12 protein-coding genes and 1 tRNA gene are annotated in these 14,407 nt (G+C 66.7%); 3 read left to right on the plus strand and 10 right to left on the minus strand.

Annotated features, from left to right (window positions below):
- Window positions 1–57: 57 nt before the first annotated feature.
- From JKG68_RS05705 to JKG68_RS05735, 7 genes are all read right to left on the minus strand, one after another.
- Window positions 58–1,017 carry a lipid A biosynthesis lauroyl acyltransferase gene (locus JKG68_RS05705; RefSeq protein ID WP_312890737.1) on the minus strand — a complete coding sequence of 320 codons (960 nt, stop codon included), beginning with the start codon at window positions 1,015–1,017 and terminating at the stop codon, window positions 58–60.
- Window positions 1,018–1,153: 136 nt separating this feature from the next.
- Window positions 1,154–2,176 (minus strand): zinc-binding dehydrogenase, encoded by a 1,023-nt coding sequence (locus JKG68_RS05710; protein WP_202056840.1) that lies wholly within the window; start codon window positions 2,174–2,176, stop codon window positions 1,154–1,156.
- A gap of 203 nt (window positions 2,177–2,379) precedes the next feature.
- Window positions 2,380–3,126, minus strand: coding sequence for an SDR family NAD(P)-dependent oxidoreductase (locus tag JKG68_RS05715; RefSeq protein WP_202056841.1), 747 nt, complete (start codon window positions 3,124–3,126; stop codon window positions 2,380–2,382).
- 2 nt (window positions 3,127–3,128) lie between these two features.
- The gene (locus tag JKG68_RS05720) at window positions 3,129–4,409 is read right to left on the minus strand and encodes a beta-ketoacyl-ACP synthase (RefSeq protein ID WP_202056842.1); all 1,281 of its coding nucleotides are present in this window, start codon (window positions 4,407–4,409) and stop codon (window positions 3,129–3,131) included.
- 11 nt (window positions 4,410–4,420) lie between these two features.
- Window positions 4,421–5,545: a beta-ketoacyl-ACP synthase gene (locus tag JKG68_RS05725; protein WP_202056844.1), complete on the minus strand. Its 1,125-nt coding sequence runs from the start codon at window positions 5,543–5,545 to the stop codon at window positions 4,421–4,423.
- The gene (locus JKG68_RS05730; RefSeq protein WP_202057163.1) at window positions 5,545–6,006 is read right to left on the minus strand and encodes a 3-hydroxyacyl-ACP dehydratase FabZ family protein; all 462 of its coding nucleotides are present in this window, start codon (window positions 6,004–6,006) and stop codon (window positions 5,545–5,547) included. Before JKG68_RS05730 ends, JKG68_RS05725 begins: the two co-directional genes overlap by 1 nt.
- A gap of 147 nt (window positions 6,007–6,153) precedes the next feature.
- The gene (locus tag JKG68_RS05735; protein WP_202056846.1) at window positions 6,154–6,435 is read right to left on the minus strand and encodes an acyl carrier protein; all 282 of its coding nucleotides are present in this window, start codon (window positions 6,433–6,435) and stop codon (window positions 6,154–6,156) included.
- Window positions 6,436–6,740: 305 nt separating this feature from the next.
- On the opposite strand from JKG68_RS05735, the gene JKG68_RS05740 reads away from it, so the two are divergent.
- Window positions 6,741–7,463: a fused DSP-PTPase phosphatase/NAD kinase-like protein gene (locus JKG68_RS05740; RefSeq protein ID WP_202056848.1), complete on the plus strand. Its 723-nt coding sequence runs from the start codon at window positions 6,741–6,743 to the stop codon at window positions 7,461–7,463.
- A 695-nt stretch (window positions 7,464–8,158) separates the two neighbouring features.
- On the opposite strand, the gene JKG68_RS05745 is transcribed toward JKG68_RS05740, so the two are convergent.
- From JKG68_RS05745 to JKG68_RS05755, 3 genes are all read right to left on the minus strand, one after another.
- Window positions 8,159–9,943, minus strand: coding sequence for an ABC transporter ATP-binding protein (locus JKG68_RS05745; RefSeq protein WP_202056850.1), 1,785 nt, complete (start codon window positions 9,941–9,943; stop codon window positions 8,159–8,161).
- A gap of 82 nt (window positions 9,944–10,025) precedes the next feature.
- Complete coding sequence (locus tag JKG68_RS05750; RefSeq protein ID WP_202056852.1) at window positions 10,026–12,419, minus strand: thiamine pyrophosphate-binding protein; 2,394 nt, start codon at window positions 12,417–12,419, stop codon at window positions 10,026–10,028.
- A gap of 161 nt (window positions 12,420–12,580) precedes the next feature.
- Window positions 12,581–12,655: transfer RNA gene (locus JKG68_RS05755), tRNA-Gly, on the minus strand.
- Between the two features lie 149 nt (window positions 12,656–12,804).
- Between JKG68_RS05755 and JKG68_RS05760 the strand changes: the two genes are divergently transcribed.
- Together JKG68_RS05760 and trxA are read left to right on the plus strand one after the other, a co-directional pair.
- A complete protein-coding gene (locus JKG68_RS05760) occupies window positions 12,805–13,344 on the plus strand; it encodes a prolyl-tRNA synthetase associated domain-containing protein (protein WP_246515127.1) in 540 nt (179 codons plus the stop codon).
- 150 nt (window positions 13,345–13,494) lie between these two features.
- Complete coding sequence (trxA, locus tag JKG68_RS05765) at window positions 13,495–14,391, plus strand: thioredoxin (protein WP_202056858.1); 897 nt, start codon at window positions 13,495–13,497, stop codon at window positions 14,389–14,391.
- Window positions 14,392–14,407 lie beyond the last annotated feature (16 nt).

The raw sequence follows: 14,407 nt of genomic DNA on the forward strand, positions 1-14,407 counted from the left end.
AAGTGGACCCGGTTTTTCGCGCTCAACGATGTGCTCATTAAAGATTTAAGCATCGGATTAGATCCCAAAAGTGGAATCCACTTTTGGGTCCGATGCTTTGGCAGGCACGCGCCAGCGGCGGTGCATCCACAGCCATTGCTCCGGGTACTCCCGCACCCATTCCTCCACCACGGCGGTCATGGCCTGCATGGCGCCCTGCACGTTGATCTGACCGTCGTGATCGCGGGGCAGATCGAGGGGCGGCGTGAGCTGCAGGCGGAAGCGGTGGCCCGGGAGCCGGATCACCCGGACCCCGTGAACCGGGCAGTCGAAGCGGCGGGCGAACTTGCCGAGGATCGGGTTCACCAGGGCCGTGCGCCCCATGAAGTTCACCAGCACGCCCCGGGTGAAGTGCTGGTCGATGAGCATGCCGAGATGGCCGCCCTTCTCCAGCGCCCCCTGCATGGCGAAGGCCGCGCCCTGGCGGGCCGCCTCGAGATTGCCCATGGTCTCGCTGCGGATCTCGTGCAGCACGCGGGCGATCGCCGGATCGTTGGGCGCGCGGAACACCGCCGTGGTGTCGAGCCCGAAGCGCGCGGCGCAGATGGCCGGCAGCTCCCAGTTGGCCAGGTGGGCGGAGAAGATGAGGCCGGGCTTGCCGTCGTCCCTCAGCTTGAGGAAGTGATCGATCCCGTCGACCTCGGTGCGGCCGGGGACCTCGCTGTCGGGGTCGAAATCGAACAGGCGGCCGAGATGCGGGTACTCGCCGGCCGTGCGGCCGAGATTGCTCCAGGCGGCCATCGCCAAGGCCTTCACCTCGGCCTCGGTTTTGTCCGGATAGGCGGCGCGGATGTTGGCCAGCGCCGTCTTGTGGGCGCCAAGCAAGGGGCCGAACGTGCGGGTGAGCGCCGCGCCGACCGCGCCGGAGCGCTCGGGGCCGAGAGCCCGTGAGAAGGCGAAGACACCCCGCACGACGCCGACCATGACCGTCTCCGTGAGGCGCGAGACGAGGCTTCGGGGGCGGTGGGTCTGCTGCACGTGGTTCCGGTCCTGGCATAAAAAGCCGGCTGGGGGCCGGCCGTATGAGGGGAAAGGTCCCACGGTTTTTTGCCGGGAGCCCGTTTCGTCTAGATCTGTGGTTGCGCGGCCGTCTGTTCCAGGGGTCCGACCCGGGTTAGAACGTCACGATCACCTTGCCGAAGACCTTGCGGCCTTCAAGCCGCTCCAGCCCCTGCTGGAACTCGTCGAGCGGAAAGACCGCGTCGATGACCGGGGTCATGCCCCCGGCCATCTTGTCCAGGGATTGGGAAATGTTCTCGATCCGGCAGCCGAAGGAGCCGAAGATCCGGTATTGCTGCTGGAAGAGCTGCATCAGGTTCATGGTGGTGGAGACGCCCGAGGTGGAGCCGCAGGTGACGAGCCGTCCGCCGCGCTTGAGGCAGAGCAGAGACCCGTTCCAGGTTTCCGCGCCCACATGCTCGAACACCACGTCGACCCCTTTTCGCTTGGTGAGCTGGCGCACCTCGCCCTCGAAGCGCTCGGTGCGGTAGTTGACCACGTAATCGGCGCCCAAGGCCTTCGCCTTCTCGCCCTTCTCGTCGTCGCCCACCGTCGTGTAGACGGTGCAGCCGATGGCCTTGGCCATCTTGATGGCCGCCGTGCCGATGCCGGATCCGCCCGCATGGACGAGGATCGACTCGCCGGGCTCCAGCTTGGCGTTGTCGAACAGCATGTGCTGCACGGTGCCGAAGCCGATGGGCGCGCAGGCCGCCTGCTCGAAGGACACGCCCTGCGGCACCGGGATGACCAGACGCTCCGGCCGGTTGATCAGCTCGCGGGCAAAGCCGTCGATGTGGAAGCCCATGATGCCGGCGACGTTCTCGCAGAGATTGTCCCAGCCCTTCCGGCAGGCCGCACAATGGCCGCAGGTCTCGGCCCCGTACATGGTGACCGGATCGCCCGCCTTGAACCGCGTGACGCCCTCGCCCACCGCCGCGATCTCGCCCGAAGCCTCGACCCCCACGGCCTGAGGCATCTTGCGCTTGGCGAACGCCATGCCGCGAAAGCCCCAGACATCGAGGTAATTGAGGGCCAGCGCCTTCACCCGCACCTGAACCTCGCCGGGGGCAGGCGGCGGAGGCGCCTCGATCTCGGTGATGCGAAGGTCACGGTCGCCGAAAAGCTGAAGGGAGCGCATGCTTTAGATCCTTTTGGCCGTCACCCCCGGACGGGTTCCGGGGATCCATGTCTTTTCAGCGGTCGGTTGAAGACGTGGATGGCCGGGACAAGCCCGGCCATGACGCGAGAAACTGTTTGCGGCGGCTTAAAGGGCTGGTGGAGGAATGGCAAGTTCCAGAACCCCGAGCTGCCATCCCGGGCCGGGTTTCCAATTGTGCAAGCTTAGCGATGCACGCCCAGCATCGATGTGAGCCCGCCGTCGATGGGCAGCACCGCGCCGGTGATGTAGGCGGCGGGGTCAGACAGGAGGAAGGCGGCAAGGCCTGCGATCTCTTCCGGCTTGGCGAAGCGCCCGGCCGGGATCTGCTTTTCCATGTTCTCGCGATAAGCCGCGTAGGGCGCCATCATGTCCGTGTCGATGAAGCCCGGCGCGATGACGTTGACCGTCACGCCGCGCTTGGCAGTCTCGACGGACAATGTGCGGCAATAGGAGATCAGCGCGCCTTTCGAGGCGGCATAGGCGGCGTTGCCGGGATTGCCCTGGAGCGCCGCCACCGAACCGATGGCCACGATGCGGCCCTGCTTGGCGCGGATCATGCCGCGCATCAGCGCCTTGGCGATGCGGGTGAAGGACCAGAAGTTCACCTGCATGGCGGCTTCGGCCTTGTCCTGCTGCATCATGGCGGCGAGCGCGTCGTAGGGCTGGCCGGCATTGTGCACGAGCCCGAAGAAGCTCTCGCCCTCGATGGTCTCGCAGAAAGCGTCGAGCGCCGCCTTGTCGGCAAGATCGATCTCATGCGCCGTGACGGTGCGGCCGGAATGGGCCTCCATCAGCTCGCCGGCAAGGGTCTTCGCGGCATCGCCCGAGGAGCGGTAGGTGAAGTCGACATCGTGGCCGGCCGCGACGAGCGCCCGCACGATGGCGGCGCCCACGCCTTTGCCGCCGCCTGTGACGAGAACGCGGGTCATGATCAAGCCCCTTTTGGCTCGGCCCCGAAGACGAGGCAGGTGTTCTGGCCGCCGAAGCCAAAGGAGTTGGACAGCACGTAGGACACCTTGGCGTCACGGGCGACGTTGGGCACCACGTCGAGGGGGATCGCCGGATCGGGCACCTGATAGTTGATCGTCGGCGGGATGCGGCCTGTAGAGATGGTGAGAAGCGACATAACCGCCTCCACCGCACCGGCGGCCGTCAGCGTATGGCCGATCATCGACTTGTTCGACGAGATCGGAAGGCTCGCCATGCGCTCGCCGAAGACGGCGGTGCAGCTCATGGCTTCCATCTTGTCGTTCTCCGGCGTCGAGGTGCCGTGAGCGTTGATGTAGTCGATGTCGTCCGGCTGAACGCCCGCATCGGCCAGCGCCTGCCGGAGCGCCGCAATGCCGGGGGCGCCGTCCGGCGAGGAGCGGGTGCGGTGGAAGCTGTCGCCCCTCTCGCCGCAGCCGAGCACGTAGCCGAGAATCGTCGCGCCGCGGGCCCTGGCGGCTTCGGCATTTTCCAGCACGAGGGCCGCGCCGCCCTCGCCCATGACGAAGCCGTCGCGGTTCTTGGAGAAGGGTTTCGACGCCCCTTCCGGGTTCTCGTTCTGGGTCGAAAGCGCCGAAAGCAGCGAAAAGCGGATCAGGGATTCCGGGTTCACGGAGCCGTCAGTGCCGATGCACAGCGCCGCATCCGTCTCGCCGCGGCGGATCGCCTCGACGCCGAGCTGGATCGCGGTGGCGCCGGACGAGCAGGCGGTGGAGAGCGAAATGGGCGAGCCCCGGGTGCCGAAACGGTCGGCGACCCGGTCGGCAACCGTGCCGAAGATGAACAGATCGTGCCACGGCTTGAACGCGCCGGAGGCCGCCGCCTTCAGCAGGTCCTTGTAGGTGACGTCGCCCTCCTGGCCCGAGGCCTCGGCCAGAGCCTTGCGCTGCGGCCACTCCATCTCGACGGGCGGAACGGCGATGAAGAGCGCGCCAGGGAAATCACCCGGCGTCAGCCCCGACTGCCCGACCGCCTCTTCGGCTGCCAGCATGGCAAGGCGCTCGGAGAGCACCGGCGCGCAGAAGGGTTCCACGTCCACATGGTCGACGGTGCCCGCAATCGTGGTGCGCAGGCCATCCGTGGGGAAGCGCTCGATGCGGTGGATGCCGGACTTGCCGGCCGTGAGGGCTGCCCAGGTGTCGTCCTTGCCCTGGCCGAGGGAGGTGACCACGCCCATGCCGGTGACGGCAACGAGCGGACGTCCTTTCGTGTCGCGAAGCGCCATGTGCCTTCTCCTCAAGCCTTGGTGAGCCGGATGGCGCCCTCGCCGCGCCAGTGGCCGACGGAGGTCACGAGCGCCTCGGAGGCCTTGCGTCCGGCAATCAGACCGGCCGCGAGCGCAACGCCCGTGGGGGCCTGGGCTTCCATGGTATGGCCGACCAGATCGCCGGTGGCGTGAACCGGGGCGCCCGGAGCGATGTCCTTCAAGGCGGCCTGCTCGTCCTCGGTGATGCCCTTGATGCCGGTGGCGCCCGAAATCACCACGTCGGGCTTGGCTTCGAGCTGCTTCGCGAGCCTGTGGAGCGAAGCCTCGGCGCTGCCGGGCTTGCGGCGGCTGCGGTCGGACGCGATGCCCGCAACTGCGGCCAGCGGCTTCGCCCCGCGGGAGGCGGCGTGCTCGCGGGATTCGAGCACCATGAAGCAGGCGCCGCTCCCTAAGATCATGCCGCCGCCCTCGGCCGGGCGGTTCCAGACCGGCGCATAGGGCTTCTTCCAGAGGAAGCCGCCCATCTCGTAGATCAGGAGCACGTCGGGGCGCTCGGCATTGTAGGCGCCGCCGACAAGGAAGATGTCGTCCTGGCCCGAGGCGATGCGCTCACGGGCGATGCGGAGCGCATCGACGCCGCTCGACTCCTCGCCCATGAAGGTGCGCGACGCGCCGGTGACGCCGTGAACGATGGCGATGTTGCCGGCGAGCAGATTGGATAGTTGCGCCAGGAACAGGGTCGGGCGCAGGTCGCCCATGAGGCGCTCGTTGAGGAAGACGCCCGGATTCTCCGCGTTGCGCAGACCTGTGAGGATCTGGCCGTCCACCGCGTAATCCCGCTCGCCGCCGCCGGCCGAGACGATGAGCTGCATGCGGCCCTTCAGGGCCGCGTCCTCTTTCGCGCCGGCCGCATTGAGGGCGAGGCCCGCCGCATAGCAGCCGAGCTTCTGCCAGGGCTCCATCTGGCGCTGATCGGATTTCTTCGGGATCTGCCGGTCCCATTCGAGCGCCGTGGCCGGGTGCACCGGGAAAGGCTCGAAGGTGGCAAGATCCGTGTGCGGGGCACCGCCGCCGGAAAGCGCGTTCAGATGAGCCTCGAGACCTTCGCCCGCGGAGGAGACGAGGCCGATTCCTGTGATGACGACGTCACGCATCAAGCCGCCTCCTCCATGAGGCCGATGCGTTTGGCCTGAGCGCGCATCTGGCCGTCCATGCCTTCCGGGAAGGGCATGATCCTGAACCGCAGCTCCGCGTCGCAGATCGGCTTGCCCTCGACCACGATCCTGGCCTTCGTCACCGCATAGCCCGAGCCCTCGTGCTCGAGCTGCGCCGTGACGGTGAGCACCGTACCCGGTCCCACGAAAGTGCGAAAGCGCGCCTTGTCGACCGCCATGAGGAACGGCATGTGGGTAAAGCCCGTCAGGCCCAGCACGAGATAGCCGGAGGCCTGGGCCATGGTCTCGGTGAGGAGAACGCCCGGAACAAGGGGATGGCCCGGGAAATGCCCCTCGAAAACAGGGCTTTCCATGGGCACGGTGGAGGAAACCTCGATCCGCTTGGTCTCGCGGTCGAGGCTCGTCACCCGATCGATCATTTCAAAATATTCGAGGCGCATCGGGATCCCGTACCATGCTGCTCCCGGAAGGGCCATGACGGACAGGGAATCCATGAGGCGGGGCGCTTGATGGATCGCCTCTCCGAGCCGGCCCACGAGGCCGGCCCGCCGGGATGCAAGTGTCGTCTCTTAGGCCTATGTCGTCTCTTAGGCCTGCTTGGCGGCCACCAGGGCGTCGATGCGCGCCACGAGGTTCTTCAGCACGAAGTACTCCTCGGCGGGCGCCTTGCCCTCGTTCACTTCCTGCGTCCACTGCTCCAGGGGCAGCTTGATGCCGAAAGCCTTGTCGATCGCAAAGGCGATGTCGAGGAAGGCGAGCGAGTCGATGCCCAGATCCTCGATGGCATGGCTTTCGGGCGTGATCTGCTCGCGCGGGATATCGGCGGTGTCTGAAATGATGCCGGCGACGGTCTCGAAGGTGGACGACATGACGCCGCTCTCCTAAAAATGCGTGGTCTCGACGATAGGGCCCCGCCAAGCCTTAAGGCCCGGTTTCCAGCCGCTCTTTTCGCCAAGGAGGGTTGTTTCGAACGGCACCCCTTACACGACGGGCGGCAGACCGGCAACCGATTGGTTGCATTCCCTTGCCGTCGGCCCATCCCGGAGCGCCCGATTTCGCCTGCGGCAACGGCTTGAGGGGCAACCGATTGATTATTCGGCGCCTATCGTCGATAAGGGCCGCCTCCGGCCGAAAGGCCGGTTTACCCTTTCTAGGCACCCATCGCTGGATCAACGTGCTCAACAGGTTCCGCAGACCTGCCGTCCGTCGCGCGCGACGCATGGCCCGCATCGCTCGATGGAATAAGCCCATCGAGGGCCCTGCCGGCCGCCTGCGCGCCTGGGCCCACATGCTGCTCGTCGATCACGGGGTGTTCCGCCTCTTCTACCTGAACAAGCACCAGGTCACCGACCGCCTGTGGCGATCCGCCCAGCCGGCGCCGCACCAGATCGCGGCGCTGAAAGCCGAGGGCGTCCGCACCATCATCAACCTGCGCGGCGGCCGGGAGCACGGCTCCTGGCAGTTGCAGAAGGAGGCCTGCGAGCGGCTCGGGATCCATCTGGTGGAGTTCGTCGTCCGCTCCCGCGGCGCGCCGGACCGGCAGACCCTGCTCAACGCCAAGACCTTCTTCGACACGGTGGAATATCCGGCCGTCCTGCACTGCAAGTCGGGCGCGGACCGGGCCGGCTTCGTCGCCGCCCTTTATCTCGTGGTGTACGAGGGAAAGTCCATCGACGAGGCCCAGCGCCAGCTCTCCATGCGCTTCGGGCATTTCCGCTTCTCGAAGACCGGCATCCTGGACGCATTCTTCGACATGTACCGCCGGGAGGGCGAGGCCAAGGGCATTCCGTTCCTCACCTGGATCGAAACGCAATACGACGCCGAGGCCCTGGAGCGGAGCTTCCGCCCCGGCTTCTGGTCCCATCTGCTGGTCGACCGGATCATGCGGCGGGAATAGGCCGAAACCGGCCAGGCACTGTCGTCCCGGGGCTGCGCCGGAGCAGGTGGTTCTCCCTGAACACGGATGCTTCATCAGGCTGCGATCCCCGGAAACGATCCGGGACTGGGTGCAGGATGAGGCTCGGTTTCCCTCCCCTTTGTGGGAGGGCCAGGGTGGGGGTGTGAGCGATAGCCTATCCGCGTGTGGCGCCCACACCCCCACCTCCAACTCCTCCCCACAAAGGAGAGGAGGGCTCCCGCGAGATAGCTGTGATGCGGTCCCGGATCTTCGCTCATGCTTCATCCGGGGTGATGCTGGAGCGACTTGTCAAAGATCCAGCGCCTTCGGGCCCGCAGCCTTGGGCTGCGAGCCTGAAGAGCACACGAGGGTGGCGCGCGATGCAGCCCGGCTCGCTGTGGTATGAAAGGGAAGAGCCGAACTGCCTCTTCGCGCACGGTTCTTTTCAGGCGGACTGGTGCGCCCGGTGCGGCGCTGGCCCAAGGCGGCCATGCTGGAGGCCCTGGGCCCAACCCGCTTCCGGCCCCTCACCAGGGCCTCCTGCCCCATGAGCCTGCGTCACGCTCATGCACAGGACCGTGCCTGCTCCCACACTGCGACGCCTCGCGAGCGCGCCCCTCGTCAGGACCAGGCTGTGCAACGATATAGCCAAGGTTGCAGCAGAAGTCAAGAACAAATACGGAACATAAGCCGCATCAGGAGGAGACCGCCAGGTGGGCTTCCCCGTCGTCGGAGAGCTGCAGGCGGTGGAGGCGGGCGTAGGCTCCCGCCCGGGCGATCAGCGCCTCGTGCGAGCCCGTCTCCACGATGCCCCCGTTTTCCATCACCACGATCTTTTCCGCGTTGCGCACGGTGGAGAGGCGGTGGGCGATGACGAGGGTCGTGCGGCCCCGCATGAGCTTGCGGATGGCGTCCTGCACCAGGCGCTCCGATTCGGAGTCGAGCGCGCTCGTCGCCTCGTCGAGCAGCAGGATCGGAGCATTCTTCAGGAAGGCCCGCGCCAGCGAGATGCGCTGGCGCTCGCCGCCGGACAGGCGCCCCCCGCCGGGCCCCACCACCGTGTCGTAGCCCTCGGGCTGCTTGAGGATGAAATCGTGGGCCGCAGCCGCTTTCGCCGCCTCCACGATCTCTTCGTCGGAAGCGCCCGCCTGCCCGAAGGCGATGTTGGCCCGGATGGTGTCGTCGAAGAGAACCACGTCCTGGCTGACCACCGCGATGGCGCCGCGCAGGCTTTTCAGGGTCACGTCCCGGATATCCTGCCCGTCGATCAGGATCCCGCCGTCCGTCACGTCGTAGAGGCGCGGCACCAGGGACAGGAGGGTCGACTTGCCCGAGCCCGAGCGGCCCACCAGAGCCGTGGTCTGGCCGGCTTCGGCCGTGAGATCCACGCCTCGCAGAGCGGCCGCTTCGCCGGTATAGGAGAAGGACAGGTTCGAGAACCGGATCTCCCCGCCCGCCAGGGCGAGCGGCCTGGCCTCCGGCTTGTCCTGGATCGCCGGCGCATCGTCCATCATGGCAAAGGTGCGCTGGAGGGCAGCGGCCGCCTCCTGCACGATGGCGTTGAGGTTGCCCAAGGCCCGAATCGGCTGCGCCGCCATGACGAGCGCGCTGACGAAGCCGGTAAAATCGCCGACCGTGCTGTCGCCGGAGAGAATCCGCTGGCCGATCAGCACCAGCACGGCGGCCACCGCGAGGCCGCCGCCCGTCTCGAGCAGGGGATCGAGACGGCCTCGGGCGTTGGCCGCCTTCATCTTGAGGCCGCGCACATCGTCGAAAGTTTTGGCGGCCTTGGCCTTGAGGTAGCCCTCGAGCCCATAGGTCTTGGCGATCCGGGTGCCGGCGAGGCTCTCGGTGATGAGGCTTGCCATCTGGCCCGTCTGCTCCTGGGTCGAGGCGGCCACCCGGCGCAGCTTGCGGCCGATCTTCTCGATCGGGTAGGCGAAGAAGGGCGCGGCGATGCCGGCCACGAGCGTCAGCACCGGATCGATCCAGAGCATGGCGGCGATGAGCGCGATGACTGTCGAGACCTCGCGCAGGAACACCGTGGAGAGGCGGGTCAGCGCCTCACGGATGAAGGAGAAGTCCGTGGTGAAGCGCTGGGTGAGCGCCGCCGGGCTCTCGCGCCCGATCTGCGCAAGGTCCGCTTCGATCATGTGCCCGTAAAGGGCGGTCTGCATGTCGGCCTCGATGCGCGTGACCACCCGGTTGGTGAGAACGGTGAGCGCCAGCAGCGAAAAGCCTTTGACGGATGTGACCGCGATCACGAAGAGCGGCGCCAGCATGATGGCGCTCACGTCCTTGGCGTCGAAGGCGTCGAAGGCCGCCTTGATCAGCACCGGGTAGAGGCCTGTCGCGCCCGCCACCAGGAAGACGAACACCAGCACCAGGGCCAGCGTCTTCGCATGCGGACGCATCCAGTCCCGCCACAGGCGGCGGATCAGGGGAAGGGTATCGCCTCGGATGAGGCTTTTGCGGGCCATGATCGCTTGGAACTCTCGCGCTGAAGGGCCCGCGGTTACCACGCAAAGCCCCTCAGCGGCAAATTCCGCCCTGCCGCACCCGTCACACCGCCTTCAAATGCCGGATCGGCCGCCCCGGCGCGATCATCTCGGCGGCCGAGATGATGCCCTGGGCGTCGATGCCGAAGTGGCGGTAGAGGTCCTTGACCGTGCCGGTCTGGCCGAAATGCTCCACGCCGAGCGAGCGGGTGCGGTGGCCCATGACGGAACCCATCCAGGCGAGCGTCGCCGGATGGCCGTCGATCACCGTGATCAGTCCGCAATGGGGCGGCACGTCGGCGAGCAGGCGCTCCACATGGGACCGCGCATGAACAAGGCCGCGCTCGCGGGCGCGCTGCGCCGCCGTCCAGCCCGCGTTGAGCCGGTCGGCCGACGTGATGGCGAGAAGCCCGATGTCGCGCCGGTCTTCGGCCATCAGGCCCACCGCCTCGATGGCCTCCGGCGCCACGGCGCCCGTATAGGCGACGACCACCTGCGCGTTGGGCCCGGGCTTCCTGAGCCAATAGGCGCCGGCCCTGATGTCATCGGCCAGGTCCGGCGTCATCTCCCGCTGCGGCTGCTCCAGGGTGCGGGTGGACAGGCGCAGATAAACCGAGCCGCCGGTCTCGTCGCGCAGCCAGGTCTTCTCGTCGGGCTCGCCGCCCTCCCGCTGCATGTAGTCGAAGGCCCAGCGCATGATGACGGCCAACTCGTCCACGAAGGCGGGCTCGAAGGAGGCGAGCCCGTCCTGCGCCATGCCGACCAGCGGGGTGCCGATGGATTGATGCGCGCCGCCCTCGGGCGCGAGCGTCACGCCGGAGGGCGTGGCCACGATCATGAAGCGGGCATCCTGGTAGCAGGCATAGTTCAGGGCATCGGCGCCGCGATAGATGAACGGATCGTAGAGGGTGCCGATGGGCAGGATCCGCTCGCCGAACAGGGAGTGCGACAGGCCCAAGGCCGAGAGCACGATAAACAGGTTCATCTCGGCGATGCCGAGCTCGATATGCTGGCCGGACGGCGAGAACTCCCAATTGTAGGTCGAGGGAATCCGCTCCTTCTTGAAGGTGTCGACCAGGCTCTCGCGGGCATAGAGCCCGCGCCGGTTCACCCAGGCGCCGAGATTGGTCGACACCGTCACGTCCGGCGCGGTGGTGACCACGCGGGAGGCGAGCGCATGATCGGAGCGGGCGAGCTCGTTGAGGATGAAGCCGAAGCCCTGCTGGGTCGACATGGCCGCATTGGCCGGAAAGGTGAGCTTTTCCGGCACCGGCACCTGGGGGGCGCTATACCGGCGGGTGCCCTTTTGGACGAAGGGAACTTCGGCCAAGAAGCGCTCGACCTCGGCCTGGGATGTCCTCATCCCCTCGAACTTGTCCCATTCGTGGCCCGGCCGCACCCCTTGGGCCGTACGCCAAGCCTCCATCTGGGTGGGCGTGAGCAGGCCGGAATGGTTGTCCTTGTGGCCGGCGAGCGGCAGGCCGAAGCCCTTGATGGTATAGGCCAGGAAGCACACCGGCCGGTCGTGCTCCCGCGCCTTCTCGAAGGCGTCGAGCAGGCTCGGCAGATCGTGCCCGCCGAGATTGGACATGAGCCGCGCCAGCTCCTCGTCGGAGCGCTTCTCGATGAGGCGGGTCACCGGCCCCTGATCGCCGAGATCGTCCAGCAGGCGCTTGCGCCAGGCGGCGCCGCCCTGGAACGTCAGGGCCGAGTAGAGCTGGTTCGGGCACGAGTCGATCCAGTCGCGCAGGCGCTCGCCGCCGGGCTCCTTGAACGCCTCCTGCATCAGGGAGCCATGCTTGAGGATCACCACGTCCCAGCCGAAATTGCGGAAGAGCGCCTCGAACCGCTCCCACAGGCCCTCGCGGATCACCGCGTCGAGGCTCTGGCGGTTGTAGTCGATGATCCACCACGTGTTGCGGATGCCGTGCTTCCAGCCCTCGAGCAGCGCCTCGAAGATGTTGCCCTCGTCCATCTCGGCATCGCCCACGAGCGAGATCATGCGGCCCTCGGGCCGGTCCTTCATCCAGCCATGGGCCTTCACGTAGTCCTGCACGAGGCTGGCAAAGAGCGTCTGGGCGACCCCTAAGCCCACCGAACCGGTGGAGAAGTCCACGTCGTCAATGTCCTTGGTGCGGGACGGATAGGATTGCGCGCCCTTGTAGCCGCGGAAGTTTTCCAGCTTCTCGCGGGTCTGGCGGCCGAAGAGATACTGGATGGCGTGATAGATCGGGCTGGCATGGGGCTTGACCGCCACCCGGTCCTCCGGCCTTAAGCCCGAGAAGTAGAGGGCACTGAGGATCGTGGACAGGGAGGCCGAGGAGGCCTGGTGCCCGCCGATCTTCATGCCGTCTTCGCTGGCGCGCAGGTGATTGGCGTTGTGAATGGTCCAGGTGGAGAGCCAGAGCACCTTGCGCTCGAGTTCCTCCAAGATGCTCAGGTGCCGCGCGTCAGCCATGTGGTCTCTCCCGGTTTCACCGAGATATAAGCCTGAAGAATTGGCGAGGCGAGGCCAAAGCCCACGCACCGGATCGTCTTTTGGAATGAGGCAAGGGGCCTTGGAAAAACGAAAAGCCCGCCTGACGGCGGGCCTTCGTAAAACTCTCATCTCTGAGAGAATGGAGCGGGCGAAGGGATTCGAACCCTCGACCCCAACCTTGGCAAGGTTGTGCTCTACCCCTGAGCTACACCCGCGCTCCGCGGCGCCGAAGCACCGTTGCGAGGCCGCTGATTTGCCCCAAAACGCGGCGCATTGCAAGGGGGTCCTGTCGATCTTTTCAACGGAAGCCTTGAGCCTGCTTCATCCGGTCGCTAGAACCTGGGCCCGTATGGAGGTTGCAAGCTTGGCCCATCTGTCCCCGCAGAACCTTTTGGATCGACTGAGCGAACTCGGCATCAAGGCCGAGACCGTCGAGCACGACCCAGTCTTCACGGTAGCCGAATCGGCCTCGGTGAAGGAGCAAATTCCAGGGGCTCATTCCAAGAACCTGTTCGTGAAGGACAAGAAGGGGCGCTTCTTCCTGATTTCCGCCAAGCACGACACCGCCATCGACCTGAAGCGGACGCACGAGGCCATCGGCGCCTCGGGCCGCCTGTCCTTCGGCTCCGCCGACCAGTTGCGCGCGCTCCTCGGGGTGGAGCCGGGTTCGGTGACGGCCTTCGCCGTGGTGAACGATACGGACGGCAAGGTGACGATGGTGCTCGACGCCAATCTCATGGAGCACGAGCGGGTCAATTTTCACCCGCTCGTCAATTCCATGACCACCGGGGTGTCGCGGGACGACCTGGTGGCGTTCCTGCGGGCCACGGGGCACGACCCGCTCATCCTGCGCCTGCCCGAACCGCCGGCGGAATTGCCAGACGACACCCAAGCTCCCATGTAAAGCATCGGACCCATAAGTGGGCACCACTTTTCGGGATACAGCCGACGCTCATTCATGCCGAACGCATGGCTGGGCGCGGAAAACCGGGACCACTTATCCGCGCGATGCGCTAAGACGTTCTTCTCACGATGTTCACCCTTCGAGGATCGCATGCTGTCCGATAACCCCACCCCCTCCGACGATCTCGTGAAGGACACCACCACGGCGACGTTCCGCCAGGACGTATTGGCCGAGTCCATGCAGCAGCCGGTGCTCGTCGACTTCTGGGCGCCCTGGTGCGGCCCCTGCAAGCAGCTGACGCCGATCCTGGAGAAGGCCGTGCGCGCGGCGGGCGGCAAGGTGAAGCTCGTGAAGATGAACATCGACGAGCATCCGCAGATCGCGGGCCAGCTCGGCGTGCAGTCGATCCCCGCCGTCTTCGCCTTCCAGCGCGGCCAGCCCGTGGACGGCTTCATGGGCGCGCTGCCCGAAAGCCAGATCAAGGGCTTCATCGAACGCCTCGTCGGACCGCTCGGTCCCAGCGCCGTGGAGGAAATTCTCGCCGAGGCCGACCGCCTGGCCGCCGAAGGCGACATGGGCGGAGCTGCCGAGCTCTATGCCGCCGTCCTGTCCCAGGACCCGGAAAACGTTGCGGCCCTCGCGGCCCTCGTGAAGCTCCATGTGGAGGTGGGCGACCTGGAGGGCGCCAAACGCTTTCTGGCCATGGCCCCGGAGGCCAAGGCGGGCGACCCGGCCCTTGCCGGCGCCCGCGCCGCCATCGAGCTCGCCGAGCAGGCGGGCTCGCTCGGCGACCTTGCCGACCTCCAGCGAAAGGTAGAGGCGGATCCCGCCGACCATCAGGCTCGCTTCGATCTCGCCATCGGGTTGAACGCCCGCGGGCGGCGCGGAGAAGCTGTCGATCACCTCCTTGAAATCGTCCGGCGCGACCGCAATTGGAACGAGGACGGCGCGCGCAAGCAGCTCGTTCAGTTCTTCGAGGCCTGGGGCCCGATGGACGAGATGACCCTGGCGGGACGGCGGAGGCTCTCCTCGCTCCTGTTCGCTTGACGCTGCCCACAGTTTG

The organism is Microvirga aerilata (assembly GCF_016743775.1).
Lineage (GTDB): Bacteria > Pseudomonadota > Alphaproteobacteria > Rhizobiales > Beijerinckiaceae > Microvirga > Microvirga aerilata.

Coding starts and splice junctions, on each gene's coding strand:
- JKG68_RS05710 (WP_202056840.1), bottom strand. CDS start 2,176: ATGCGCTCCCTTCAGCTTTTCGGCGACCGTGACCTTCGCATCACCGAG.
- JKG68_RS05715 (WP_202056841.1), bottom strand. CDS start 3,126: ATGACCCGCGTTCTCGTCACAGGCGGCGGCAAAGGCGTGGGCGCCGCC.
- JKG68_RS05720 (WP_202056842.1), bottom strand. CDS start 4,409: ATGGCGCTTCGCGACACGAAAGGACGTCCGCTCGTTGCCGTCACCGGC.
- JKG68_RS05725 (WP_202056844.1), bottom strand. CDS start 5,545: ATGCGTGACGTCGTCATCACAGGAATCGGCCTCGTCTCCTCCGCGGGC.
- JKG68_RS05730 (WP_202057163.1), bottom strand. CDS start 6,006: ATGCGCCTCGAATATTTTGAAATGATCGATCGGGTGACGAGCCTCGAC.
- JKG68_RS05735 (WP_202056846.1), bottom strand. CDS start 6,435: ATGTCGTCCACCTTCGAGACCGTCGCCGGCATCATTTCAGACACCGCC.
- JKG68_RS05745 (WP_202056850.1), bottom strand. CDS start 9,943: ATGGCCCGCAAAAGCCTCATCCGAGGCGATACCCTTCCCCTGATCCGC.
- JKG68_RS05750 (WP_202056852.1), bottom strand. CDS start 12,419: ATGGCTGACGCGCGGCACCTGAGCATCTTGGAGGAACTCGAGCGCAAG.
- trxA (WP_202056858.1), top strand. CDS start 13,495: ATGCTGTCCGATAACCCCACCCCCTCCGACGATCTCGTGAAGGACACC.